A 24,518-nucleotide genomic window follows, 5' to 3' on the forward strand; every position below is an offset into this window, starting at 1 on the left:
ATCCCCCTGGAGCCGCAGTGAGAACAGCGAGACATCCGGCGCAGCGCCCCGCCGCCGTCATCCTCACCGTCCTGGCCACCCTGCTCGGGTTCCTCGCGCTCGGCGGCCTCGCCCCCGCGCAGGCCGCGTCCGCCGCCGGTACCGGGCTGCACATCAGCGACGGCCGGCTGGTCGAGGGCAACGGCAACGACTTCATCATGCGCGGCGTCAACCACGCGCACACCTGGTACCCCGGCGAAACCCAGTCGCTCGCCGACATCAAGGCGACCGGCGCCAACACCGTCCGCGTCGTGCTGTCCGACGGCTTCCGCTGGAGCAAGAACGGGCCGGACGACGTCGCCGCCGTCATCGCCGACTGCAAGGCGAACCGGCTCATCTGCGTCCTGGAGGTGCACGACACCACCGGATACGGCGAGGACTCCGCCGCCGGGACGCTGGACCACGCGGCCGACTACTGGATCTCCCTGAAGGACGTCCTCCAGGGCCAGGAGGACTACGTCGTCATCAACATCGGCAACGAGCCCTGGGGCAACACCGATCCGGCCGGATGGACCGCCCCCACCACCGCCGCGATCAAGAAGCTGCGCGCAGCGGGGTTCGCGCACACGATCATGGTGGACGCGCCCAACTGGGGCCAGGACTGGCAGAACGTCATGCGGGACAACGCCCAGGCGGTGTACGACGCGGACTCGACCGGCAATCTGCTCTTCTCGATCCACATGTACAGCGTCTACAACACCGCCCAGAAGGTCACCGACTATCTGAACGCGTTCGTGGACGCCGGACTGCCCCTGGTCATCGGTGAGTTCGGCGGGCCCGCCGACCAGTACGGCGACCCGGACGAGGACACGATGATGTCCGAGGCCCAGCGGCTCGGGCTCGGCTGGATCGCCTGGTCGTGGAGCGGCAACACCGACCCGATCCTCGACCTGACCATCGGTTTCGACCCGGCGCAGCTCAGCTCCTGGGGCGAGCGCATCTTCCACGGCGCGAACGGGATCGCGGAGACCTCCCACGAGGCCACGGTCTACGGCGGTCCCGTCGAGGAGGACACCGAGGCCCCGACCGCCCCGGGCACCCCGGCCGCCTCGGCGGTGACCGACACCTCCGCCACGCTGACCTGGGCCGCATCCTCCGACAACGTTGCCGTCGCGGGCTACGACGTGGTGCGCGTCAGCGGCGGTACGGAGACCAAGGTCGCCTCGTCCGCCACGACGAGCGTCACCGTGACGGGCCTCACCGCCGACACCGCGTACTCCTTCGCGGTCTACGCGCGCGACGCGGCCGGGAACCGTTCGGCGCGGTCGGCCGCCGTGAGCGTGACCACGGACGAGGCAGCGACCACTCCGGCGGGCAGCTGCTCGGTCGGGTACAAGGTGGTCGGCTCGTGGCAGGGCGGCTTCCAGGGTGAGATCACCATCCGCAACACGGGCACCGCCGCGATCGACGGCTGGACGCTCGGTTTCGCCTTCGCCAACGGGCAGACGATCACCAACATGTGGGGCGGTACGCCCACGCAGTCCGGCGCTTCGGTGAGCGTCGCGCCCGCCTCGTACACCTCCACGATCGCCCCGAACTCCTCGGTGACCGTGGGCTTCACGGGTAACCAGAGCGGTACGAACGCGGCCCCGGCCGCGTTCACTCTGAGCGGGGCGGCCTGCACGGCCGCGTGAGACAGGACCGGCCGGCGGGGGCGTACCCCTGCCGGCCGCTTCCACCGACTCAGCCTGCCACCTGGGCACGTTGGTACGTCAGATACGCCGCGCCGCTCCCCAGGACCGTGTGGTCCGTGAGCGCCCAGGACGCCGGTTCGAACGCCGCGTTCCGGCCGAACAGCGGGATGCCCGTGCCGATCGTCGTCGGGCTGAGCTTCAGGATCAGCGTGTCGATCTCCGCGTAGAGCGAGGCGGCCAGCTCGCCGCCGCCGACGAGCCAGATGTCCTTGCCGTCCTCCTGCTTCAACTCCCGTACGCGCGCGGCGGGATCGCTCGCGACGACCTCCACGGCGGGGTCCGGGCTCTCGCCCAGGGTGCGGGAGAACACCAGGTGCCGCAGATGCGGGTAGGCGTCCGTGACTCCGACGTCGAGGCCGATTTCGTACGAGCGCCTGCCCTCCACCACCGTGTCGAAGTGCGTGCCCTCCGCCGTCACCCCGAGCGCGGCCCGCGCCGGGCCGGGCAGGGTCTCCGGGTACTCCGCGATCAGGTGCTTGAGGTAGTCCTCCGGGATGGGCCAGAAGCCGTCCGGGCCGGTGGGATCGGCTCCGTCCGGGCCGGCGATGAAGCCGTCGAGGGTGGCGGCGATGAAGTACACCAGCTTGCGCAAAGGGGACCTTTCGTCCGGGGGGCGGCCTCCGGTACGTGGGGGCCGTCGGCCGTTCATGATCGAACGGCCGCCCGTGGCAAGCAAGGGGATATGACTGCTTACGGCGTCCGGGACCCGTCCAGCGCCGGGGCGATCACCGCGAACGCGCGGTCCGTCAGCTCCGCCGGGGTCTCCGTCGAGCCGTCGGCGCTCCAGTGGTGGAGCACGGCGTCGAAGGCGTCCAGCGCCATGCCCGCCGCCAGCCTCGGGTAGAGGTCCCGCTCGGCGTCGCGCCCCAGCCGCTCGGCCAGCTCCCGGGCGAGGTCGTCGCGCCACCGCGCCTGGCGCTCCAGGAAGCGGGCCAGCAGCGCGGGCGTGCGCAGGATCAGCCGTACGACGCGCAGCGCGCGCTCCCCGTGGTCCGCGCACGCGCCGAGCGGCACCCAGACCGCGTGGCGCAGCGCGACGGACGGCGGCTCGGCGGCGGGGCGGGCGGCCAGCTCGGCGCGGATGCCGGTGCCCATGTCCGCGAGGAACTGGACGACCACGTCCTCCTTGGACGCGAAGTAGCGGAAGAACGTCCGCTTGGAGACGCCCGCCGCCGCCGCGATCTCGTCCACCGTGACCGCGTCGAAGCCCTTCAGTGCCAGCAACTGCAAGGCGGATTCGGTCAGTTCGTCGGAGACCAGCCTCCGCTTGCGCTCGGCCAGGGTCGTTCGGGGAGTGCTCACCTCCTCACGGTACTCCATGCCTCACATGACACTGAATGACATGTTGACACTTGGTGTCATGCGAGGCAGCCTATGCCGCATGACACAGCAGGAACGCTGGACCGCCGAACACATCCCGGACCAGACCGGGCGGGTCTTCGTCGTCACCGGGGCCAACAGCGGCCTCGGCCTGGCCACGACCCGGGCCCTCGCCCGCCGGGGCGGGCACGTGATCCTCGCCGTACGCGACGAGGCGAAGGGGCGCCGCGCGGCGGCCGGGCTGGCCGCCGCGCAGCCGGACGCCCGGTTGGAGGTGCGCCGGATCGACCTGGCCGACCTCGACTCCGTACGCGCGTTCGCGGAGAAGCTGCACGCGGACCACGCGCGGCTCGACGTGCTCGTCAACAACGCCGGGGTCATGGCGCCGCCCCGGACGCTGTCCCCGCAGGGCCACGAGGTGCAGTTCGCGGCGAACCACCTGGGCCACTTCGCGCTCACCGGGCGGCTGTGGGACCTCCTGTCGGCGGGCACCGACCCCCGCGTGGTCACCGTCAGCTCGCCCAACCACCGCAAGGCGCACCTGTACTTCGACGACCTCACGGGCGAGCGGCGGTACTCACCGATGGGCTACTACAACCAGTCCAAGCTGGCCAACGCCGTCTTCGGCCACGAGCTGCACCGCCGTCTCACCGAGGCCGGCAGCCCGGTCCGCAGCCTGCTCGCCCACCCCGGCTACACCGCCACCGGCCTCCAGACCGGCGGCCCCGTCGCCCTCGTGTCCCTGATGTTCGGCCGCGTACTCAGGCCGCTCGCCCAGTCCCCCGCCCAGGGGGCGCTGCCGCAGCTGTACGCGGCGACCGAACCGGGCGCGGAGGGAGGCGAGTTCATCGGGCCGGACGGCAGGGGTGAGCTGCGCGGGGCGCCGACCCGGGTGGAGCTGTCGGCCGGGGCGGCCGACGCCGCGACCGGGCAGCGGTTGTGGGAGGTGTCGGAGGAGGCCACGGGCGTGCGGTTCGCGTTCTCCCGGTCCGCCTGAACCAAGGCGCTCCCACCGCTCCGCAGCGACCCCGTATTTGGATAGGGTGCCGTGTCTACAGCAGCGCTCTCCGGGGGAGTTTCGAGTACATGAGCGGTCAGCAGCCAGGCCGAGGCGGCGCCTCGCAGGTCTTCCAGCCCCTCGCGGGCGACGACCCCACCACCATCGCCGGATACCGGCTGGCCGCCAAGCTCGGCGCGGGCGGCATGGGCAAGGTGTATCTGTCGTACACGCCCGGCGGGCGGCCCGTCGCGATCAAGGTGATCCGGCCGGAGTTCGGCGAGGACGCGGAGTTCCGGCGGCGGTTCGCGCAGGAAGTGCAGTCCGCGCAGCGCGTCCAGGGGCTGTTCACCGCGCCCGTGATCGACGCCGACACCAAGGGCGCCCAGCCGTGGCTCGCCACCGCGTACGTGCCGGGCCCGTCGCTCGCCGACGCGGTCGTGGAGCACGGCGCGCTGCCGGTCGAGGCGGTGCTGCTGCTGATCGCGGGCATGGCCGAGGCGCTGCACGTCATCCACGGCGCCGGGATCGTCCACCGCGACCTGAAGCCGTCCAACGTGCTGCTCGCGGCGGACGGGCCGCGCGTCATCGACTTCGGTATCGCGTACGCGGCCGACGCGACGTCGCTCACGGGCAGCGGGGTCACGATCGGCACCCCGTCGTTCATGGCGCCGGAGCAGGCCGCCGGGCGCAAGGTCACCGCCGCGACGGACATCTTCGCGCTGGGCCAGGTCGCGGTGTTCGCGTCGACCGGGACACCCGCGTTCGGCGAGGGGACCTCGCACGGGGTGCTCTACCGGATCGTGCACGAGGACCCGGACCTGACGGGTGTGCCGGAGCGGCTGATGGAACTCGTCGGGCGCTGCCTCGCGAAGAACCCGGAGGACCGGCCGTCGGTCGCCGAGGTGATCCAGCTCTGCCAGACCGCGAACGCGGAGACGGTGCTGCGGCGGCCGGAGGACTGGCTGCCGAAGCCGGTCGCCGCCGACATCACCGTACGGGCCGCCGCCCCGGCGCCCGTGCAGACGCCGCCGCCGCCGTCGGCCGCCCCGACGACACCGCCGGTGGCCGCCGCGCCTGCGGCTCCGCCCACTCCCGCCGCGTACTCGCCCACCACCCCGGCGCCGAGCACCCCGCCGCCGGGGTACGGGCCGCCGGTCACACCCGCGCCCGGGCAGGGGCCCGCGCCGGTGGCGCCGAGCGCGTACGGTGCGCCCACGGCGCCCTCCGCGCAGACCCCCGCGTACGGGTACCCGGCCGCCCAGCAGCCGTCGTACGGGTATCCGGGGCCGGGGGGCGGCGGGTACCCCGGCGGCGTACCGCCGCAGTCGCACGTCACGCAGGCGGTGCCGCAGGCGCCCGCGCCGACTCCGCCCAAGCGGCGGCGGGGGCGGGTCGCGGCCATCGCGGTCGTGGCCGCGCTGCTGGTCGGGGTGGCCGGTGGGGGCACGGCGTACTTCCTGACGAAGAAGGACGACAAGGGGTCGCAGAGCGACACCACCGCCGGGGACAAGAACTCGCCCGCGCCCAAGGCGAGTTCCACGCCCAGCGCGGATCCGACCGGAGACGTCGAGGGCGGTGCCGAGCAGCCCGAGGGGCAGACCCCCGCGACGACGGACCCGACGCCGGAGGACTTCACCGGGATCAACCTCACCAAGGGCTACCACCTGACGTTCGGCGACGACGAGATCCGGCCGCAGGACGGTGAGGACGACGGCTACGAGCTGACGTACGACTCCGGCGGCTACATCGAGGCGGAGAGCGAGGGCGGCAAGCTGATCCTGCTCGACCCGGGTCAGGCGGGGTCGCTGGATGTGTGCCGGGCGGAGACGCGGTTCGCGAGCAGCATCGACACGAGCAAGCTGTCCAAGGGGCGGCAGGTGTGTGTGACGACGGGGACCGGGCATATGGCGCTGGTGACCTATCAGGGGCACTCGCCGGAGGATTCGCCGAGTGACTACATCACGCTTGATGTGACGGTCTGGCGCAACGCGATGCGCTAGGGGCGCCTGGGGCGGGCCTGTTCCCCACCCCGCCCCTTCCCGAAACCGGGGCGCTGCCCCGGACCCCGCGCCTCAAACGCCGGCGAGGCTTGATTTTGCTTCCGGTGCCGCAAATCTGCGGCACCGGAAGCGAAATCTCAGAGCTGCTTGTGCGACGGCGGCGGCAAAATCAAGCCCCTCCGGCGATTGAGGAGCGGGGGGGGTACGGGGGCAGCGCCCCCGCATCGCCTCAGCCCGTGATCAGCCGCTGCAGCGCCGGCGCGTACAGGTCCGCGATGCGCTCCGGCGTCGCGGACGCCCCCGCTCCCTCCCGGTGGAGGCTCAACGTCGCGCCCAGGCCCAGCAGATGGCCGGCCAGGAGCTCCGCGCGGAGGGCGGCGTCCGGACCGGGGAGGCGGGCCGTCAGCGCGGCGGTGACCTGTTCGTGGAAGCGGTCGCGGAGCAGCGAGCGTTCGTCCTGGTTGCCCAGGGAGAAGACGACGCGCAGCAGCGGGTCGGACTGGAGCGCCCGGCGCTGGGTGACCAGGGTGACCACCATGTGGCGGCCCAGGACGTCGAGCGGCGCGTCGAAGAGTTCGGCGGCGGCCGGTCCGAAGTCGGCCACCGTGTTGAACAGCTCCTCCTTGCGGCCGAAGTGCTTGACCACCAGGGACGCGCTGACCCCCGCGTCCGCCGCGATCCCCCGGATCGTCACCTCCGCGTACGGCCGCTGCGTGAACGCCCGCCGCGCGGCGCGCAGGATCGCGTCGCGGCCCGTCGCGGCGATGGCCTGGCCGCCGGTCATGCGCCCTCCTGGATCTCCGCCGGCCGCGCACCCCCCGTCAGGGTGCCCGGCGCCTTGCGGCTCTCCCCGACCGTATCCGCCCCGGCGGGCCTGCCGCCCGGGATCATGACCGTGACCAGCAGGGCAAGCAGCGCCGCGCCCGCCGCGATGACGAAGACCAGCTGGTACGCGTGGAGGGTCGGCGCGGTCCGGCCCCCCGCCTGGAAGGTGAGGTTGGCCAGGACCGCCGCCACCGTCGCGCTGCAGAACGCCTGGCCGATCGACCGCATCAGGGTGTTCAGGCCGTTCGCCGCCCCGGTCTCGCTGACCGGGACGCCGCGCATCACGAGGGCGGGGAGCGCCGAGTACGCGATGGCCGTGCCGGAGGCGACGACCGTGGCGCCCGCGATGATGAGCCACAGGCTGTGGCTGGTGAAGTACCGCACCCCGTAACCGGCCGCGATGATCCCGGCCGCCAGCGCCAGGCTGACCTTCGGGCCGTGCTTGGCGGAGATCCGGGCGGAGACCGGCGACAGCGCCACCATGGCGACCCCGCCCGGCAGCAGGCACAGACCGCTGACGACGAGCGAGGCGCCGAGCCCGTAACCGGTCGCCTTGGGCTCCTGCACCATCTGCGCGGTGACCAGGGAGTTCGCGTAGAAGGCGAAACCGATGAGCAGGGCCGCGATGTTGGTGAGCAGGACGGCCGGGCGGGCGGAGACCCTGAGGTCGACCATGGGCGTCGCGACGCGGAGCTCGTACGCCCCCCAGATCAGCGCCACCACGACGGCCCCCACGAGCAGGCCGACCGTCCGGCCGGAGGTCCAGCCCCAGTCGCCGCCCTGCGTCACCGCGAGCAGCAGGCAGACGAGCGCGCCGGACAGGCCGAGGGCGCCGAGCGCGTCGAAGCGGCCGCGGCTGCGCAGCGGGGACTCCGGTACAAAGAGGAGGACGAGCACGATGTCGATGAGGCCGATGACGCCGGAGACCCAGAACATCGTGTGCCAGTCGAAGTTCTCGACCACCAGCGCGGCGATCGGCAGGCCCACCGCGGCGCCGATGCCGAGCGTCGAGCTCATCAGCGCGACGGCGGACAGCACGCGCTCGGGCGGCAGTTCGTCGCGCAGGATGCTGATGCCGAGCGGTACGACGGCGATCGCGGCGCCCTGGAGCGCGCGGCCGGTGATCAGCACGCCGATGTGGGAGCTCGCCCCGCAGAGCACCGAGCCCGCCACGAGCACCGCGAGCGAGGCGACGAGCACCCGCCGCTTCCCGTACATGTCGCCGACCCGGCCGAGCACGGGCGTGAACACCGCGCCGGTCAGCAGCGTGACGGTCACCAGCCAGCTCGCGGCGGCCGGGGTGGCGCCGGTCAGCTCGGGAATGTGCGGGAGCAGGGGCACGACGATCGTCTGCATGACCGCGACGACGACCCCGCAGAAGGCCAGCACGCCCACCGCGAAGCGCGGGTGCGGGGCCTGGGCCGCAGGGGTCGAGGGGGCGGCGGGGGCGGGTATGTCCGCGGGCATGGTTCTCCGTTGCGGGCTCGGGGGTGCACGGATGTTCACCCCCCAGGGTAAACGCCTGTGCACCCCCTCGGCGACGGGTGGACGGAAGCGCGCGTTAGCCTCGGACCGGGCGCCGGTCCGGCGCTGGGCGCGAGGCGCGTACGAGTGCGCCGGGCGCACATCCATGACGTGCACGAAGGCGGAGGTGACCGCGATGGCGAAGGTGCCGGCAGCGGCGGTGGCGGCGGGCGGACTGGTCGGCGGTTACGCCGTCGCGCGGTGGACCCGCAAGCGTCCGCTGGGCGGGGTCGCGCTCGCGGCGGCGGGCGGCGTCGCCGCGTACGAGTGGAACCGGCAGGCGGGCCCCCGTGCGGCCGTCGCGCTGACCACCGCCTACGTGGCCGCGTTCGCGGGCTCGCACCCGCTGGCCAAGAAGGTCGGCGCCTGGCCCGCCGTCTTCACCGTGGCGGGCACGGTCGCCGCCGCGTCCTGGGCGGTCACCCGCCGGGCGTCCTGACCGGGGGCGCCCTCCGGGCGCGCTGACGGGGCGGGGCGGGCCCGGACGGCCGCCCGCCTCACCGCGCGGCCGGGGCCCCTACCCCCACAGCGCCCACGACACCGTGTAGATCGCCAGGCCCGCCAGCGCTCCCACCACCGTGCCGTTGATGCGGATGAACTGCAGGTCACGCCCGATGTGGGCCTCGATCTTCCGCGAGGTCTGGTCCGCGTCCCAGCCGGCCACCGTGTCGCTGATCAGCGACGTGATCTCGGTCCGGTACGTCGTCACGACATAGGCCGCCGCGTCCTCCAGCCAGCCCTCCAGCTTCCCCTGGAGCCGTTCGTCCGTGGCCAGCCGGGCGCCCAGCGACATCAGGGAGGCCCGGGCGCGCAGCCGCAGCTCGCTCTGCTCGTCCTCCGCCGCCGCGATCACCATCGCGCGCACCGACGCCCAGGCCGAGGCGATGACGTCCTGAACCTCGCCGCGCCCCAGGATCTCCGACTTCAGGCGCTCCACCCGGTCCCGGGTCTCCGAGTCGGTCTGGAGGTCGGCCGCGAAGTCCGCGAGGAACGTGTCGATGGAGCCGCGCGCCGGGTGCCCGGGCATGTCCCGCATCTCGGTGACGAAGCGCAGGAGCTCCTTGTAGACCCGCTCCCCGACCCGCTTGTCCACGAACCGGGGCGTCCAGCCGGGTGCCCCGCCCTGCACCGCGTCCATCACCGAGTCGCCGTGCAGCACGAGCCAGTCGTGGGCCCGGGCGCAGACCAGGTCGACCAGCTTGCGGTGGCCGCCGTCCGAGACGACCTTCGCCAGCATCTTGCCGAGGCTCGGGCCGATCTCCGCCGTGTTGGCCCGCCGGGTGATCGCCTCGCCGACGACGGCCTGGACGTCCGCGTCCCGCAGAACGGTGAGCGCCCCGCGCAGCGCGGTCGACAGTTCGGCCGTGACCCGGTCCGCGTGGGCGGGCTCCGCGAGCCAGCCGCCGACCCTGCGGCCGATGCCCAGCGAGTGAATCCGGTCACGTACGACGTCCCCGGAGAGAAAGTTCTCGCCGACGAAGGAACCGAGGGACGCCCCGAGCTGGTCCTTCTTGGTGGGAATGATGGCGGTGTGCGGAATCGGCAGACCGAGCGGACGCTTGAAGAGTGCAGTGACCGCGAACCAGTCGGCCAGCGCACCCACCATGCCCGCCTCGGCGGCCGCCGCGACGAAGCCCGGCCAGCCGCTCACCCCCTCGTTCTTCGCCCAGGTGGCGAGGACGTACACCAGCGCGACCAGCAGAAGGAGGCCGGTGGCCGTGGTCTTCATACGGCGTACGCCACGACGCTTCTCCTCGTCCGCCGCGGTGTACGCGAACGAGGCGAGCCCCCCGGGTCTCGCCCTCCCACCGGGCCCCGGAGGCAGTTCGCCCCGCTCGGTCCGCCCGGTCCCGTCGATCCGTTCCATCCGCTCCACCCGTCCGCGTACGCACAGCCCCAGACGTCCGCTACGCATTGTGCCTACCTGACCTACTCCCGGGCCGCACGTCGAGTTCCCCGCGCCCTGCCGCATCATGGGAACAGGTCCACTCCCCCCGCTTTCCTCATTTCCGCAAGGAGACACACCGCCCATGCCCAGGCGCCAGGGGTACGCCCTGCTCATAGCCCTCGTGGCGGGTACCGCCGCGCTCGCCGCAGCCGTGGCGTTCGCCGGTTCCCTGCTGTTCAACGGGGACAGGGCGACGGCCGCCGCCGCTACGACCCCGCAGGGCGTGGCGCACAGCCCGGCCGCCCCGGCGCACTCCTCCGGCCACTGGCTCGCCACCTGGGCGGCGTCGCCCGTCGCGGGCGTGGCCGACCCGGCGCAGGCACAGGACCAGAGCAGCCGTGTCATCCGCAACGTCGTGCACACCAGCATCGGCGGCACCGAGGCCCGTGTGACGCTGTCCAACCTGTTCGGTACGCAGCCCCTGCTCATCGACCGCGTCACCGTGAACACCCGCCCCGTGACGTTCCGGGGGGCCTCGTCCGTCACGGTCGCCGCCGGCGGGCAGACCGTCAGCGACGCCGTCGCCGTCCCGGTCGACGCGGACGCCGACCTCGTGGTCACCCTGCGCACCCCGACCGCCGACGGGCCGGTCACCACGCACCCCAACAGCCACCAGACCTCGTACACCGAGGCCGAGGGAGGCACCTGGTCCACCACCCAGTGGCGCTACCTCACCGCCGTCGACGTGCGGGGCGGCGAGGCGCGGGCGACCGGGACCCTGGTCGCGTTCGGCGACTCGCTCACCGCCGGCTCCGGCTCCACCACCGACGCCAACACCCGCTGGCCGGACGCCCTCGCCGACCGGCTGCACGGCCGCTACGCGGTGGTCAACGAGGGCATCGGCGGCAACCGCCTCCTGCGCGACGGCATCGGCCCGCGCGCCCTCGACCGCTTCGAGCGCGACGTCCTCGGCGTCTCCGGCGCGAAGACCGTCGTCATCGCGCTGGGCATCAACGACATCCAGGCGCTCCCGAGGGAGACCGACCCCGCGCGGATCACCGGCGCCCTGCGCGCCCTCGCCGACCGGGCCCACGCCCGGGGCCTGAAGGTCATCGGCGCGACCCTCATGCCGTACCGGGGCTCGGCGGTCTGGACGGCCGGCGGGGACCGGGTGCGGCAGCAGGTCAACGCGGAGATCCGGGCGGGCGGGGTCTTCGACGAGGTTCTCGACTTCGACCGGTCCCTGCGCGACCCGGCCCACCCTCAGCAGTTGCGCGCCCCGTACGACTCCGGCGACCACCTGCACCTCAACGACGCCGGGTACGCCCGCCTGGCGTCGCTGCTGGACGTGGACACCCTGACCGGGGACAAGCCGAAGGTCGACGCCCTCTGAGCTAGCTGCCCTCGCCCTTCTCCAGGCGGCCCCGCCCGCGCTCCGCCTCCCGCAGCCGCTGCTTCTCCGCCTTGCTGCGCTTGTGCTCCACCCCGACGCCGCCCATGAGCGCGAAGCCGGTGACGCGGACCCGGGGCGCGTCGGGCGCGGGGGCCGACTCCTCCTTGGTGTCCTCCCCGAAGCCGCCCATGATGCCGATGCCCCGGACCTCCACGTTGAGGTCCGGCGGGACCGCCACCCGGAGGCCGCCCATGATCGTGAAGCAGCGGATGACGGTCTCGCGGGACTCGAAGCTCGCCTCGCGCAGGTCGATGTCGCCGCCGCCCCACATCACGAACGCGGTGAACACCTTGCCGATCGTCCAGTTGCCCCGGCGGCGGAAACCGCCCCAGAACGCGAAGCCGCCGGTCGACGTGGCAGGCCGCCCGATCCGCTCGGACCAGCGGGCCGCCGAGCCCGACCGGGGCTGCACGACGGCGGGCGCCGACGAGGCGGAGCCGACGGCCGGCAGGTCGCGGACGAGCGGTTCCAGCTCGCCGTGCGTCCGCGCCTTGTAGGCGCTGTCGAGGCGCTGCTCGAACTCCTCCATCTCCAGACGCCCTTCGGCGACCGCCTCACGCAGGATCTCGGCAACACGTTCACGCTCGGCGTCGGAGGCCCGCATATCGGGGAGTTCGCTCGTCATACCGCGCAGCCTATTGAACGGCCGCCCTCACGTCACCGGCTCCCCGGGCCGCTCGCGCGCGTACATCTTCGCGATCACCGCCTCGATGTCCGGCTCCCGCACCGAAAGGTCCGCCAACGGGTACTCCGCGGCGATCCGTGCCACCAGCGGAGCCGCCGAGGCGGACGCCGGGAAGGCCAGCCACTGGCGCGGCCCCTCCACCTTCACCGTCCGCACCGAGGGCTCCGACTCCAGCCGGATCGGCGGGAGTTCGCGCTCCAGGTCGACCACGAGCGTCCGCTCGCTCTCCCCCACCTCGTGCAGCCCGGCCAGCGCACCGTCGTACATCAGCCGGCCGTGGTCGATCACCATCACCCGGCTGCACAACTGCTCGATGTCCGTGAGGTCATGGGTCGTCAGCAGCACCGTCGTCCCGCGCTCCGCGTTCAAGTCCCGCAGGAACTGACGCACCTTGGCCTTGGACACCACGTCGAGGCCGATCGTCGGCTCGTCCAGATACAGCACCTCCGGGTCGTGCAGCAGCGCCGCCGCGATGTCCCCGCGCATCCGCTGCCCCAGCGACAGCTGGCGCACCGGTACGTCCAACAGCTCACCCAGGTCGAGGAGTTCGACGCACCGGTCGAGGTTGGCCCGGAAGCGCGCGTCCGGCACCCGGTACATGCGGTGCATCAGCCGGTACGAGTCGCGCAGCGGCAGGTCCCACCAGAGCGTCGTGCGCTGGCCGAAGACCACACCGATCCGGTGCGCCAGCCGCGTGCGCTCCCGCGAGGGGTCGATGCCCGCGACGCGCAGGGAGCCGCCGCTCGGCGTGAGGATGCCCGTCAGCATCTTGATCGTGGTCGACTTCCCGGCCCCGTTCGGCCCGATGTAGCCGACCATCTCGCCGCGCTCCACCCGGAAGCTGATCCCGTCGACCGCCCGCACCTGGCGCCGCTCGCCGCGCAGGAAGCCCGTCCTGCGGCGGACGTCGAAGACCTTCTCCAGCCGGTCCAGCTCGATGAAGGCCGTCCCGCTGTCCGTGTCCCTGCTCATGCCGCTCCCTCTCCCTACTCCGTCCGTCAACTTCCCGTACTCCGGTACGCCCGCAGCCCCGCCCGCCACACCAGGCCCGCCCCGGTCGCGCAGACGGCGGCCACCACCGGCGGCAGGAACGCCACCCCGTCCGGCAGCCCCAACGGCAGCTCCCGGCCCAGTACGTACAGCGCCGGCAGCCAGTTCACGAAGGCCAGCGGCACCACGAAGGTCACCCCGCGCACCAGGTCCTTCGCGAAGATCGTCGGCGGGTACTGGAGCAGCGTGTTGCCCCCGTACGTGAACGAGTTCTGCACCTGCGAGGCGTCCTGCGCGATGAACTGGAACGCCCCGCCCGCCACGAACACCGCCCCGAAGATCACCGACCCGCTCAGCAGCATCAGCGGCAGCACGACCACCTTGGCCAAGGTCCAGTCGATGTCCGCCGCCACCAGCCCGTAGCCGAGCACCAGCAGCCCCTGGGTGATCCGGCCCAGCCTGCGCAGCGCGAAGCGGTCGGCCGCCACCTGCGCGAGAACCGGGACCGGCCGCACCAGCAGCGTGTCCAACGTGCCGTCGCGCACCCGGCGGCCCAGCCGGTCCATCGACCCCATCAGCAGGTCCGCCAGGCCGAACGCCGTCCCCGAAGCCCCGTACAGCAGGGCGATCTCCGGGAGCGCGTAGCCGCCCAGCGCGTCGACGTGCGCGAACATCAGCATGATCGTCACGAAGTCGAACGCCGTCGCCGTGAAGTTGCCGACCGCCGTCATCAGGAACGACGCCCGGTACGCCATCGTGGACCGCAGCCACATCGACACGATCAGCCCGTACGCCCGCACCCCCTCGACCAGCCGCGACCGCGGGGCGAACACCGCCTCCGGCGCCTCCGGTCCGGCCGCCTCCACCACCTCAGCCACCCTGGACCACCACCCTCCGCGTCGCCACGCCCTGCACCATCCGCCCCACCAGCAGCAACACCGCGGCCCAGGACGCCTGGAACACGTACACCCGCGCCAGACCCCAGCCCGTGTGCTTGCCCAGGAACACATCCGCCGGCACCTGAAGCAGCGCCGACCACGGCATCAGCCGCGCCACCTCGCCCAGCAGCCCCGGGAACAAGCTGAGCGGCAGCAGCATCCCGGAGAAGAACAGCCCCGCCAGAAAGGCGATCTGCGCCGCGCCCGCCCCGTCCATCAGCCAGAACGCGGACAGCGCCACCAGATAGCGGATGCCGAAGCTCACCACCACGCCCAGCGCCACCGAGACGAGGAACGCCAGCCACGGCCCCGCCGACCCCGGCAGCGCCAGGTCGAACGCCAGCCCGCCGAGCACCATCGGCACGATGCCGCGCCCCAGCAGATGGAAGGCCGCCCGGCCCAAGTCCTGCGCCAGCCACCACAGCTGGAGGTCGACCGGGCGGTACAGGTCCACCGCGATGTCGCCCGTGCGGATGCGCTCGATCAGCTCGTCCTCGAAGCCGCCGCCCATCATCACGCAGGTCATCAGCAGCGCCTGGCCCAGCCAGACGAAGGTGAGCGCCTGCGGCATGTCGTAACCGCCGAGGCGCGGCCGCTCGTCCCACAACGCCATGTACGTGTAGGCGAGGATGAAGCCGAAGACGGTGTTGGTGAACACCCCCGCCGCCGTCTCGATCCGATAGGTGGCGTACCGGCGGAAACCGCCCGCCGCCGCCACCGCGTAGACCCGCACAGCAACCGCCTCCCCGTCAACGGGTGCCGCACCGTGCGTGGACACCAAAGCGCAGGAGCCTAGTCCAGCCGGGACGGCCGCCGCGAGCGCTTTTCGGCCGTCGATCCAAGGGATATGCGCCAGAAAAGGGCACTATGGGGGAACTGACCGCGGCCGAGGAGTCTGCACCGACATGAGCGACGAGCCACAGCAGCAGAACGGGGACACCGACCCCCCGGGCTGGGCCCCCAGGGACCTGCCTGCCGATGCCGCCGCCCCCGGACCGGCCCCCGAAGGCGGGGCCCCCGAAGCCGATGCCCCGAAGAAGTCCGGCAAGGCCAAGCGCCCCAAGCGCACCGGCTGGCGGCGGCTGATCCCCACCTGGCGCATGGTCCTCGGCGGCGTACTCCTCCTCGCCCTGATCCTGGTCGGCGGCTTCTTCGCCGGCTACCAGCTGGTCGACATCCCCGCCGCCAACGCCACCGCCACTGCCCAGTCCAACGTCTACCTGTACGCCGACGGCACGGTCATCGCCCGCGACGGCGACGTCAACCGCGAGAACATCAAGCTGGCCCAGGTCCCGCGCACCGTCCAGCACGCGGTCCTCGCCGCCGAGGACCGCGACTTCTACTCCGAACGCGCCGTGGACGTGAAGGCGATGTTCCGGGCGGGCTGGAACACCCTCACCGGCAAGGGCAAGCAGGGCGGTTCGACCATCACCCAGCAGTACGTCAAGAACTACTACCTGGGCCAGGAACAGACCGTCGTCCGCAAGATCAAGGAATTCTTCATCTCGATCAAGCTCAACCGGGAACAGTCCAAGGACCAGATCCTGGAGGGCTACCTCAACACGAGCTACTTCGGCCGCAACGCCTACGGCATCCAGGCCGCCTCCCAGGCGTACTACGGCAAGGACATCGGCGACGTCACCACCGCCCAGGGCGCGTACCTCGCCTCGCTGCTCAACGCCCCCAGCGCCTATGACGTCGTCGCCTACCCGGAGAACAAGCCCGCCGCCGTCGCCCGCTGGAACTACGTACTGGACGGCATGGTCAAGGAGAAGTGGCTCGACCCCGCCGAGCGCGCCGCGATGACCTTCCCCGTTCCCGGCCCGGTCAAGCCCGCCAACAGCCTCTCCGGACAGCGCGGCTACATCGTCAAGGCCGTCGAGGACTACCTGGTCGTCAACGACATCCTGGACGAGAAGACCCTTGCCACCCGCGGCTACCGCATCACCACCACGCTCCAGCGGAAGAGGCAGGACGCCCTCGTCGAGGCCGTCGAGGACAAGGTCATGTCCAAGACCGACAAGGACCGCGCGGCCGACCGCAACGTCCGCGTCGGCGGCGCCTCCATCGACCCCGCCACCGGCCATGTCGTCGCCATGTACGGCGGCGTCGACTACACCCGGCAGTACGTCAACAACGCGACCCGCCGCGACTACCAGGTCGGCTCCACCTTCAAGCCGTTCGTCTTCACCTCGGCCGTCGCGAACGACTCCACCACCCAGGACGGCCGCCGCATCACCCCCAGCACCATCTACGACGGCACCAACAAGCGCATGGTCGAGGGCCCCGACGGGCCCACCGGCTACGACCCCGCCAACGAGGACGACCGCAGCTACGGGCCCATCACCGTGTCCACCGCCACCGACAAGTCCGTCAACGCCGTCTACGCCCAGATGGCCGAGGACGTCGGCCCCGAGAAGGTCCGGCAGACCGCCGTCTCCCTCGGCATCCCCAAGGACACCGCGGACCTCACCCCCACCCCCTCCATCGCCCTCGGCGTCGCCACCGCCAGCGTCCTCGACATGACCGAGGCGTACGCGACCCTCGCCGCCCACGGCAGGCACGGCGCCCACGTCCTGGTCAGCAAGGTCACCAAGGACGGCGAGAGCGTCACCCTGCCCGGCCGTACGGTGAAGCGGGCCGTCAGCCGCGAGGCCGCCGACACCACCACGTCGATCCTCCAGAGCGTCGTGGAGGGCGGCACCGGAACCGCCGCCCGGGGCGCGGGGCGTCCCGCCGCCGGAAAGACCGGCACCGCCGAGGAGGACCGGGCCGCCTGGTTCGCCGGCTACACCCCCGACCTCGCCACCGTCATCGCCGTCATGGGACAGGACCCGTCCACCGGCGCCCAGAAGTCCCTCTACGGCGCGCTCGGACTCCCCCGCATCAACGGCGGCGGCGCCCCCGCCGAGACCTGGGCCCAGTACACCGGGGCCGCGCTGAAGGGCACCCCCGCCGAGGACTTCGACCTCGACGTGGAGGAGGACACCGGCGACACCGCGCTGCCCACCGCCGAGGACACCGCCCCCGGCGACACCGGCCGCCGCACCCCCTCGGCCACCCCCCGGCGCACCCCGCCCACCACCCCGACCCGGACCCCCTCCGCCCCGCGCACCACCCCCGGCACCACGGACAACCCGGCCGGAGGCACCGGTGCGGGCGGCACCACGGACGGCGGGACGGACACGGGCGGCGGGGACGGCGGGGACACCGGGGGCGACGGCGGGGACGGGGGCGGCGACGGCGGCGACGAGGGCTTCTTCCAAGGCCCCCGCGGCACCCGGGCACCCAGCACCCGGCCCTGAAATCCGGGCTCAGTGCCCCGAGGTGGCCTTCAGCCCCACGACCGCGACCAGCAGCAGGCACACGAAGAAGATCCGGGCCGCCGTCACCGGCTCGTGCAGCACCACCATGCCCAGGACCGCGGCACCCGCCGCGCCGATCCCGACCCACACTCCGTACGCCGTACCGATCGGCAGGGTCCTGGCCGCGTGCGACAGCAGCATCATGCTCGCCACGATCCCCAGGCCCGTGAACACACTCGGCCACAGCCGGGTGAACCCCTCGGTGTACTTCATCCCGATCGACCAGGCCACTTCCAGCAGACCGGCGACGACCAGCAGAACCCACGCCACGACAGCACCTCCGACGAGACAGAACACGCGAACAACACGGGTGCGTCGTCTTTGCGGAACCCGGTACGGCGCGTCTCGTCGGGGTGCTTCCACCGTAGCAAAGGAACGGCAAAGGGCCCGGTGACAACGGTCACCGGGCCCTTTGCCCACGCCACAGCTCTACAGATACAGCCCGGTCGAATCCTCCGAGCCCTCGAACCGGTCCGCGGCCACCGCGTGCAGGTCGCGCTCGCGCATCAGCACGTACGCCACACCCCGCACCTCGACCTCCGCCCGGTCCTCCGGGTCGAACAGCACCCGGTCACCCGGCTCGACCGTCCGCACGTTCTGCCCCACCGCCACCACCACGGCCCACGCCAGCCGGCGGCCGACCGCGGCCGTCGCGGGGATCAGAATGCCGCCGCCGGAGCGCCGCTCGCCCTCGGGCGACTCGGACCGGACCAGCACTCGGTCGTGCAGCATCCGGATGGGCAGCTTGTCGTCGGTGTTCTCGCTCACGCCCCGCAACCTACCGGGCGGCGGGCCGCCCACCTACGAGGGGTCAGCGCTTGCGGCGCGAGGACGCGACGACCAGACCGACCACGCCCACCGCGAGCAGCGCCGCCGGGATCACGCGCTCCAGCCGGGGGCTGCCCGTCTCCGACACGAACTGGGCCTTCACGTCCGACACCGCGCGGTTCACCGCCACGTACGCCCGGCCGGCCGTCCGGTCCACGGTCCCGGCGACCTTCGCCTTCGCGTCACCGATGATCGTCTTCGGGTGCACCCGCACCCCGATCTCATCGAGTACCACCGCAAGCTGCTCGCGCCTGCTGATGATGTCCGCCTCGATCTGCGCAGGGGTCCTGGCATCCGACACCGCGCCGCCTCCGTGGTCCTCGTCCGGTAAACCTTCATCGACAGTCTGTCAGTTCCGCCGCATCCGCACCCGGCGGCACCCCCATTACGCTCGGTCCCTTAGACCCCACGTACCAATGAGGAGAACCATGAGCGAGCGCCTCACCCCCGGCGACACCGCCCCCGCCTTCACCCTGCCCGACGCGGACGGCAACGACGTCTCGCTCGCGGACCACAAGGGCCGCAAGGTCATCGTCTACTTCTACCCCGCCGCTCTTACCCCCGGCTGCACCAAGCAGGCCTGCGACTTCACGGACAACCTCGACCTGCTCGCCGAGGCCGGCTACGACGTCATCGGGGTCTCCCCGGACAAGCCGGAGAAGCTCGCGAAGTTCCGCGAGAAGGAGAACCTCAAGGTCACACTGGTGGGCGATCCGGCCAAGGAGACCCTTGAGGCGTACGGCGCGTACGGCGAGAAGAAGCTCTACGGCAAAACGGTGACGGGCGTCATCCGGTCCACGGTCGTCGTGGACGAGGAGGGCAAGGTCGCCCACGCGTTCTACAACGTGAAGGCCACCGGCCACGTCGCCAAGATCATCAAGGACCTCAAGATCTGAGGCGCGGCGAGGGCGGTCCGTAAGCCGCACGGAACGGACCGAATCGGGCCATCCTCTGCGCCGAATGGCCGAAATCATGTGATGGACATCCCATTCCTTCGCTGAACCGGTTTGCGGCCGCCATGTCCGCGCAGAAGCCTTTCCTGTAACAGTTGCCGAGGAAAGGAACCGGCCATGGCGGCCTCCGACCCCCACCAGGTGGCCGACCCGGAAGCGGTCAAACGTCACCCCGCGCTGTTCCGTGCGATCCGGAAGCGGCAGAACCCCAAGCTGCGGCGTACCGACATCACGGTCACGGACGACCAGGCGGTCAAGCGCGCGGTGAAGGCCGCCTCGCTCGGCAACGCGATGGAGTGGTTCGACTTCGGCATCTACTCCTACCTCGCCGCGACCCTGGGCCATGTCTTCTTCCCTTCCGGGAACGACACGACCCAGCTCCTCTCCTCCTTCGCCACCTTCGCGGTCGCCTTCCTCGTGCGCCCCCTGGGCGGCATGTTCTTCGGGCCGATGGGCGACAAGATCGGCCGCAAGAAGGTCCTCGCCCTCACGATGATCCTGATGGCGACCGGCACCTTCGCGATCGGCCTCATCCCCTCGCACGCCACGATCGGCGTCTGGGCCGCGGTCCTGCTGATCTTCTTCCGCATGCTCCAGGGCTTCTCGACGGGCGGCGAGTACGGCGGCGCCTCGACCTTCATCGCGGAGTACGCCCCCGACAAGCGGCGCGGCTTCTTCGGCAGCTTCCTGGAGTTCGGCACGCTCGCCGGTTACGTGGGCGCCGCCGGGCTGGTGACGCTGCTGTACGCGCTCCTCAACGACGCCCAGATGGAAGCCTGGGGCTGGCGCGTACCGTTCCTGGTCGCCGGACCGCTCGGCCTGGTCGGCCTCTACCTGCGACTGCGCCTGGACGAGACCCCGGCCTTCCAGAAGCTGGAGGGCGGCACGGCGCACGCCACGGAGGCGGCGGACAGCGTCGAGACGACGGCGAAGGGCGACCTCGCGAAGATCTTCCGCGACTACTGGCCGACGCTGATCCTCTGCATCTGCCTGGTCGGCGCGTACAACATCACCGACTACATGCTGCTGTCGTACATGCCGACGTACCTCTCCGACGAGCTCGGCTACAGCGAGACACACGGCCTGCTGATCCTGCTCGGCGTGATGGTGTTCCTGATGCTGATCATCAGCCAGGTCGGCAAGCTCTCGGACCGCTTCGGCCGCAAGCCGCTCCTGATGACGGGCATGCTCGGCTTCCTGATCCTGTCGCTGCCCGCGTTCCTCCTGATCCGCCAGGGCAGCATCCCCGCGATCATCATCGGCATGGCGATGCTGGGCCTCTCCCTCGTCTGCATGCTCGGCACGATGTCGGCGGCGCTCCCGGCCCTGTTCCCGACGAACGTCCGCTACGGCTCCCTCTCGGTGGGCTACAACCTCTCGGCGTCGATCTTCGGCGGTACGACTCCGCTGGTGATCACGGCCCTGATCAGCGTCTCCGGCACCAACCTGATGCCGGCGTACTACGCGATGGCGGCGGCCCTGGTGGGCGTGATCGCGGTGGCCTGCATGAAGGAAACCGCGAACAAGCCGCTGGCGGGTTCCCCGCCGTCGGTGGAGACGACGGAGGAAGCGGAAGAACTGGTCCACGCCCAGACCCCCGACCCGAAGTTCTGACCCACCCCACCCCGGCCACGGCCCGTACGGCTTCCCCACGAAGCGGTGCGGGCCGTTCCGCATCTTGTCGGATATCGGACGTGACGCTCCAATAGTCGGTTCGTTACTCCGTACGAGGCCGCGAACGGGCGGCCGGATGCGGAGGGGAATCATGCCGAGGAGTCCGTACACACACGAGCGGCTTTCGGATGCCGCAGCCCGATCCCGGACCTTGTCCGAGACCTTGCGCAGACTCGGCGTCGCCCCCGGAAGCAGCACCCGGGCTTACCTGCGGGAACGCATGCGAAAGCTCGGGGTGGACACCAGTCACTTCGAGCGCGAGGGCGCCCGCTGGACGAAAGAGATCCTCGAACCCGTCGTAGCCGCGTCGGAGAGCGTGCACGAGGTCCTGAGGCGACTCGGCCTTGAACTCGTCGGCGGACACCACACGAATATCAGCCGCCGCATCAAGGCGTACGGCCTGGACACCTCCCACTTCGCCCAGCCCTCGCGAGCCGGCTTCAAGCAACGACGTCGCACACCTCAGCAACTCCTCGTCAGGGACGAGTCGCCGCACGCCCGCCGCATTCCCGGTGCCCGGCTGAAGGCCGCGATGCTCGCATGCGGCACCGCGGAAAGGTGCGCTGTCTGCACCACCGAGCCGACTTGGCTAGGTTTGCCCCTCCCTCTGGAGGTCGATCACATCAACGGCAGCTGGCGTGACAACCGGCCGGAGAATCTGCGGCTGTTGTGCCCCAACTGCCACTCCGCCACGGACACCTACCGAGGCCGCGGGAAGAAGCGTCGAGCTGAGGCCGATGCCGTATGAGCAACAGAGCGACCTCCGCGCTCCACGAAGCGGTGGAAAGCTCGCGGTCCATCGCCGAGCTGCTCCGCAAGCTGGACCGGCCGGACAACTCACGCCAGCGAGCGCTGGTGCGGGAGTGGATCGGTGAGTGCGGGCTTTCGACCTCACACTTTCTCGGTCAGCGGCACCAGCGGGGACGACCTGGTCCGACGCCTCTCAAGCCAGCCGCAGAGATCCTCGTGAAGCACGCCCGTCCGAGACGGACGAAAACGATGTTGCTGCGCCGCGCTCTGGCCGAGACGGGCGTGCCCGAGGTCTGCGCGTCGTGCGGAACAAGCCCGCACTGGCAGGGCGCGCGCCTGACACTCGAAATCGATCACATCAACGGCGACTGGCACGACGACCGGGCCGAGAACCTGCGACTGCTGTGCCCGAACTGTCATGCGGTCACCTCCACGTGGTGCCGGGGCGGCGCACGCGGAACGAGATCGAGTTGAGGCGCCTACCTGCGCGGTGGCCCGGCCGGTAACATGGCAGGCGACCAGCGGCGGTGGTGCAATGGCGACACAGCAGACTTAGGATCTGTGGCCCGTGAAACGGCTTGAGGGTTCGAATCCCTTCCGCCGCACCGAAACGGCCTGCACATCGAAGCTTCGATGTGCAGGCCGTTCGCGCGTCCGGGGCAGGTCAGCCCACCAGCTCCCGTACCACCGGCACCAGCGCCCGGAACGCCTTGCCGCGGTGGCTGATCGCGTTCTTTTCGGCCGGGGTCAGTTCCGCGCACGTGCGCGTCTCACCGTCCGGCTGGAGGATCGGGTCGTAGCCGAAGCCGTAGGCGCCGGCCGGGGTGTGGCGGAGGGTGCCCGTCAGGCGGCCCTCGACCACGCGTTCCGTGCCGTCCGGGAGGGCGAGGGCCGCCGCGCAGGCGAAGTAGGCCCCGCGATGGGGGTCGGAGATGTCGCCGAGCTGGGCCAGGAGCAGGTCCAGGTTGGCGCGGTCGTTGCCGTGGGTGCCGGCCCAGCGGGCCGAGAAGATGCCGGGGGCGCCGCCGAGGACGTCCACGCAGAGGCCGGAGTCGTCGGCGATCGCGGGGTGACCGGTGGCCTGCGCGAGGGCGTGGGCCTTGAGCAGGGCGTTCTCGGCGAAGGTGACGCCGGTCTCCTTGACGTCGGGGACCTCCGGATACGCGTCGGCGCCGACGAGCTCATGCGTGAGGCCCGCGTCGGCGAGGATCGCGTGGAGTTCGGTGATCTTCCCGGCGTTGCGGGTGGCGAGGATGAGGCGGGTCATGCATCCAGTATCGCCGGACCCGCCCCACCGGCTCACGGCGTGCAGACCTTGGCGATCTCGCCGGCGGCGTCGGTGACCGGGGAGATGTCCGGGGTGGCGTCGCCCTTGTCGATGGCGTCGCGGACGTTGGTGACGCCGGAGCGGAGGTCGTCCACGGCCTTGGAGAGGTCGGCGTCGTCCGTCTTGTCGCCGAGGTTGCCCAGCTCCTCCTGGATCTGGTCCAGGGCCTCGGACGCCTGGGTGGGGTCGCTGGAGGCGTTGGACACGGCCTGGCGGAGGTTGTCGACGCTGGTGGCGATGGCGTCGGCGGTGCGGACGCAGTCGAGCGTCTTGTCGAGGGCGCCGCAGCCCGCCGCCGCGGTGGCGGTGATCAGTACGGCGGTGACGGCCAGTGCGGTGCGGTGGAGCCGGTGGCGCGCGGCCATGGTGTGGTCCCTCCCCGGGATGCGGATACGCGGACGGGCGCACGGTTCGACCCGTGCGCCCGTATGCGTATCGACGCCGCTGGGCGGGACTTGGTTGCCTCTTTACCTTCTCGGCTTCGCCGTCTCAGGCGCCGAGCGTGGTGGCCAGCGCCTCGTTCTGGAGCTTGGCGAGGTCGACGCAGCCGGCGGTGGCGAGGTCGAGCAGCGCGTTGAGCTCCGTACGGTCGAAGGGCTCGGCCTCGGCGGTGCCCTGGACCTCCACGAAGCGGCCGTCGCCGGTGCAGACGACGTTCATGTCGGTCTCGGCGCGGACGTCCTCCTCGTAGCAGAGGTCGAGGAGCGGCGTGCCGTCCACGATGCCGACGCTGATGGCGGCGACGGTGCCGGTCAGCGGCTTGCGGCCGTGCTTGATGATCTTCTTGCCCTGGGCCCAGGCGACCGCGTCGGCGAGGGCGACGTACGCGCCGGTGATGGCGGCGGTGCGGGTGCCGCCGTCGGCCTGGAGGACGTCGCAGTCCAGGACGATCGTGTTCTCGCCGAGCGCCTTGTAGTCGATGACGGCGCGCAGGGAGCGGCCGATGAGCCGGCTGATCTCGTGGGTCCGGCCGCCGATCTTGCCGCGTACGGACTCGCGGTCGCCACGGGTGTTGGTGGACCGGGGCAGCATCGAGTACTCGGCCGTGACCCAGCCCTCGCCGCTGCCCTTGCGCCAGCGCGGTACGCCTTCGGTGACGGAGGCGGTGCAGAAGACTTTGGTGTCGCCGAAGGAGATCAGCACGGAACCCTCGGCGTGCTTGCTCCATCCGCGTTCGATGGTGACGGGACGGAGCTGGTCGGCGGTGCGGCCGTCGATACGAGACATGGCGCCGAGCCTATCGGGTGACGGGGGCCCAGGTTTCC

At 71.6% G+C, this 24,518-nt stretch carries 25 protein-coding genes, 1 tRNA gene and 1 riboswitch; of the genes, 11 read left to right on the top strand and 15 right to left on the bottom strand.

Annotation, left to right across the window (positions count from 1 at the left end):
• The first annotated feature begins 17 nt into the window (after positions 1–17).
• A complete protein-coding gene (locus AMK18_RS18960) occupies positions 18–1,673 on the top strand; it encodes a cellulase family glycosylhydrolase (RefSeq protein WP_073863662.1) in 1,656 nt (551 codons plus the stop codon).
• A gap of 49 nt (positions 1,674–1,722) precedes the next feature.
• On the opposite strand, the gene AMK18_RS18965 is transcribed toward AMK18_RS18960, so the two are convergent.
• Both AMK18_RS18965 and AMK18_RS18970 read right to left on the bottom strand, forming a co-directional pair.
• Positions 1,723–2,325 carry a dihydrofolate reductase family protein gene (locus AMK18_RS18965; RefSeq protein ID WP_073863663.1) on the bottom strand — a complete coding sequence of 201 codons (603 nt, stop codon included), beginning with the start codon at positions 2,323–2,325 and terminating at the stop codon, positions 1,723–1,725.
• A gap of 98 nt (positions 2,326–2,423) precedes the next feature.
• A complete protein-coding gene (locus AMK18_RS18970; protein WP_073863664.1) occupies positions 2,424–3,053 on the bottom strand; it encodes a TetR family transcriptional regulator in 630 nt (209 codons plus the stop codon).
• Positions 3,054–3,114: 61 nt separating this feature from the next.
• Between AMK18_RS18970 and AMK18_RS18975 the strand changes: the two genes are divergently transcribed.
• Positions 3,115–4,050 (top strand): oxidoreductase, encoded by a 936-nt coding sequence (locus tag AMK18_RS18975; RefSeq protein ID WP_073863665.1) that lies wholly within the window; start codon positions 3,115–3,117, stop codon positions 4,048–4,050.
• A gap of 89 nt (positions 4,051–4,139) precedes the next feature.
• A complete protein-coding gene (locus AMK18_RS18980; protein WP_073863666.1) occupies positions 4,140–6,053 on the top strand; it encodes a serine/threonine-protein kinase in 1,914 nt (637 codons plus the stop codon).
• A 229-nt stretch (positions 6,054–6,282) separates the two neighbouring features.
• Here the strand turns inward: AMK18_RS18980 and AMK18_RS18985 are convergent, their stop codons facing one another.
• Together AMK18_RS18985 and AMK18_RS18990 are read right to left on the bottom strand one after the other, a co-directional pair.
• Complete coding sequence (locus AMK18_RS18985) at positions 6,283–6,837, bottom strand: TetR/AcrR family transcriptional regulator (protein WP_073863667.1); 555 nt, start codon at positions 6,835–6,837, stop codon at positions 6,283–6,285.
• Positions 6,834–8,345: an MFS transporter gene (locus AMK18_RS18990; protein ID WP_073863668.1), complete on the bottom strand. Its 1,512-nt coding sequence runs from the start codon at positions 8,343–8,345 to the stop codon at positions 6,834–6,836. The genes AMK18_RS18985 and AMK18_RS18990 overlap by 4 nt, the downstream gene beginning before the upstream one ends.
• A 163-nt stretch (positions 8,346–8,508) precedes the next feature.
• Here AMK18_RS18990 and AMK18_RS18995 point away from each other — a divergent pair, with 163 nt between their 5' ends.
• Entirely contained in the window at positions 8,509–8,841 is a 333-nt protein-coding gene (locus AMK18_RS18995) for a hypothetical protein (RefSeq protein ID WP_018105637.1), read from the top strand.
• Positions 8,842–8,919: 78 nt separating this feature from the next.
• Here AMK18_RS18995 and AMK18_RS19000 read toward each other — a convergent pair whose 3' ends face one another.
• Positions 8,920–10,269 (bottom strand): DUF445 domain-containing protein, encoded by a 1,350-nt coding sequence (locus tag AMK18_RS19000; protein ID WP_376457187.1) that lies wholly within the window; start codon positions 10,267–10,269, stop codon positions 8,920–8,922.
• Positions 10,270–10,432: 163 nt separating this feature from the next.
• Between AMK18_RS19000 and AMK18_RS19005 the strand changes: the two genes are divergently transcribed.
• Complete coding sequence (locus AMK18_RS19005) at positions 10,433–11,683, top strand: SGNH/GDSL hydrolase family protein (RefSeq protein ID WP_018105635.1); 1,251 nt, start codon at positions 10,433–10,435, stop codon at positions 11,681–11,683.
• Position 11,684: 1 nt separating this feature from the next.
• Here AMK18_RS19005 and AMK18_RS19010 read toward each other — a convergent pair whose 3' ends face one another.
• From AMK18_RS19010 to AMK18_RS19025, 4 genes are read right to left on the bottom strand one after another with little or no spacing between them, the layout of a single operon-like run.
• On the bottom strand, positions 11,685–12,347 hold the full coding sequence (locus AMK18_RS19010) for a DUF1707 SHOCT-like domain-containing protein (RefSeq protein ID WP_073863670.1): 663 nt from the start codon (positions 12,345–12,347) through the stop codon (positions 11,685–11,687).
• 48 nt (positions 12,348–12,395) lie between these two features.
• Entirely contained in the window at positions 12,396–13,400 is a 1,005-nt protein-coding gene (locus AMK18_RS19015; protein ID WP_073863671.1) for an ABC transporter ATP-binding protein, read from the bottom strand.
• 26 nt (positions 13,401–13,426) lie between these two features.
• Complete coding sequence (locus AMK18_RS19020) at positions 13,427–14,296, bottom strand: ABC transporter permease (RefSeq protein ID WP_073863672.1); 870 nt, start codon at positions 14,294–14,296, stop codon at positions 13,427–13,429.
• On the bottom strand, positions 14,289–15,089 hold the full coding sequence (locus AMK18_RS19025) for an ABC transporter permease (RefSeq protein WP_073863673.1): 801 nt from the start codon (positions 15,087–15,089) through the stop codon (positions 14,289–14,291). The genes AMK18_RS19020 and AMK18_RS19025 overlap by 8 nt, the downstream gene beginning before the upstream one ends.
• A gap of 172 nt (positions 15,090–15,261) precedes the next feature.
• Between AMK18_RS19025 and AMK18_RS19030 the strand changes: the two genes are divergently transcribed.
• Entirely contained in the window at positions 15,262–17,661 is a 2,400-nt protein-coding gene (locus tag AMK18_RS19030; RefSeq protein ID WP_073863674.1) for a transglycosylase domain-containing protein, read from the top strand.
• 9 nt (positions 17,662–17,670) lie between these two features.
• Here AMK18_RS19030 and AMK18_RS19035 read toward each other — a convergent pair whose 3' ends face one another.
• From AMK18_RS19035 to AMK18_RS19045, 3 genes are all read right to left on the bottom strand, one after another.
• Positions 17,671–17,991 carry a DMT family transporter gene (locus AMK18_RS19035; RefSeq protein WP_018105629.1) on the bottom strand — a complete coding sequence of 107 codons (321 nt, stop codon included), beginning with the start codon at positions 17,989–17,991 and terminating at the stop codon, positions 17,671–17,673.
• A 39-nt stretch (positions 17,992–18,030) separates the two neighbouring features.
• A riboswitch (guanidine-III (ykkC-III) riboswitch) is annotated at positions 18,031–18,095 on the bottom strand.
• Between the two features lie 55 nt (positions 18,096–18,150).
• Positions 18,151–18,489, bottom strand: a complete 339-nt coding sequence (locus tag AMK18_RS19040) for a GroES family chaperonin (RefSeq protein ID WP_018105628.1) — start codon at positions 18,487–18,489, stop codon at positions 18,151–18,153.
• Positions 18,490–18,532: 43 nt separating this feature from the next.
• On the bottom strand, positions 18,533–18,850 hold the full coding sequence (locus AMK18_RS19045) for a DUF3618 domain-containing protein (RefSeq protein ID WP_073863675.1): 318 nt from the start codon (positions 18,848–18,850) through the stop codon (positions 18,533–18,535).
• A 127-nt stretch (positions 18,851–18,977) separates the two neighbouring features.
• Between AMK18_RS19045 and bcp the strand changes: the two genes are divergently transcribed.
• The 5 genes from bcp (at position 18,978) to AMK18_RS19070 (ending at position 22,531) form a co-directional block, all read left to right on the top strand.
• The gene (gene bcp / locus AMK18_RS19050) at positions 18,978–19,445 is read left to right on the top strand and encodes a thioredoxin-dependent thiol peroxidase (RefSeq protein ID WP_073863676.1); all 468 of its coding nucleotides are present in this window, start codon (positions 18,978–18,980) and stop codon (positions 19,443–19,445) included.
• A gap of 174 nt (positions 19,446–19,619) precedes the next feature.
• The gene (gene proP, locus AMK18_RS19055) at positions 19,620–21,116 is read left to right on the top strand and encodes a glycine betaine/L-proline transporter ProP (protein WP_073863677.1); all 1,497 of its coding nucleotides are present in this window, start codon (positions 19,620–19,622) and stop codon (positions 21,114–21,116) included.
• Between the two features lie 151 nt (positions 21,117–21,267).
• Positions 21,268–21,924, top strand: a complete 657-nt coding sequence (locus tag AMK18_RS19060; protein WP_073863678.1) for an HNH endonuclease signature motif containing protein — start codon at positions 21,268–21,270, stop codon at positions 21,922–21,924.
• On the top strand, positions 21,921–22,400 hold the full coding sequence (locus AMK18_RS19065) for an HNH endonuclease signature motif containing protein (RefSeq protein WP_073863679.1): 480 nt from the start codon (positions 21,921–21,923) through the stop codon (positions 22,398–22,400). The genes AMK18_RS19060 and AMK18_RS19065 overlap by 4 nt, the downstream gene beginning before the upstream one ends.
• Positions 22,401–22,447: 47 nt before the next feature.
• Positions 22,448–22,531 (top strand) — tRNA-Leu (locus tag AMK18_RS19070).
• A gap of 59 nt (positions 22,532–22,590) precedes the next feature.
• Here the strand turns inward: AMK18_RS19070 and rdgB are convergent.
• The 3 genes from rdgB to rph form a co-directional block, all read right to left on the bottom strand.
• Positions 22,591–23,193, bottom strand: coding sequence for an RdgB/HAM1 family non-canonical purine NTP pyrophosphatase (rdgB, locus tag AMK18_RS19075; RefSeq protein ID WP_018105622.1), 603 nt, complete (start codon positions 23,191–23,193; stop codon positions 22,591–22,593).
• Between the two features lie 32 nt (positions 23,194–23,225).
• Positions 23,226–23,618, bottom strand: a complete 393-nt coding sequence (locus tag AMK18_RS19080) for a hypothetical protein (RefSeq protein WP_018105619.1) — start codon at positions 23,616–23,618, stop codon at positions 23,226–23,228.
• 124 nt (positions 23,619–23,742) lie between these two features.
• A complete protein-coding gene (rph, locus tag AMK18_RS19085) occupies positions 23,743–24,480 on the bottom strand; it encodes a ribonuclease PH (protein WP_018105618.1) in 738 nt (245 codons plus the stop codon).
• Between the last annotated feature and the right edge of the window lie 38 nt (positions 24,481–24,518).

The sequence above is a fragment of the Streptomyces sp. CB01249 genome, assembly GCF_001905735.1.
In the GTDB taxonomy this organism is placed as follows: domain Bacteria; phylum Actinomycetota; class Actinomycetes; order Streptomycetales; family Streptomycetaceae; genus Streptomyces.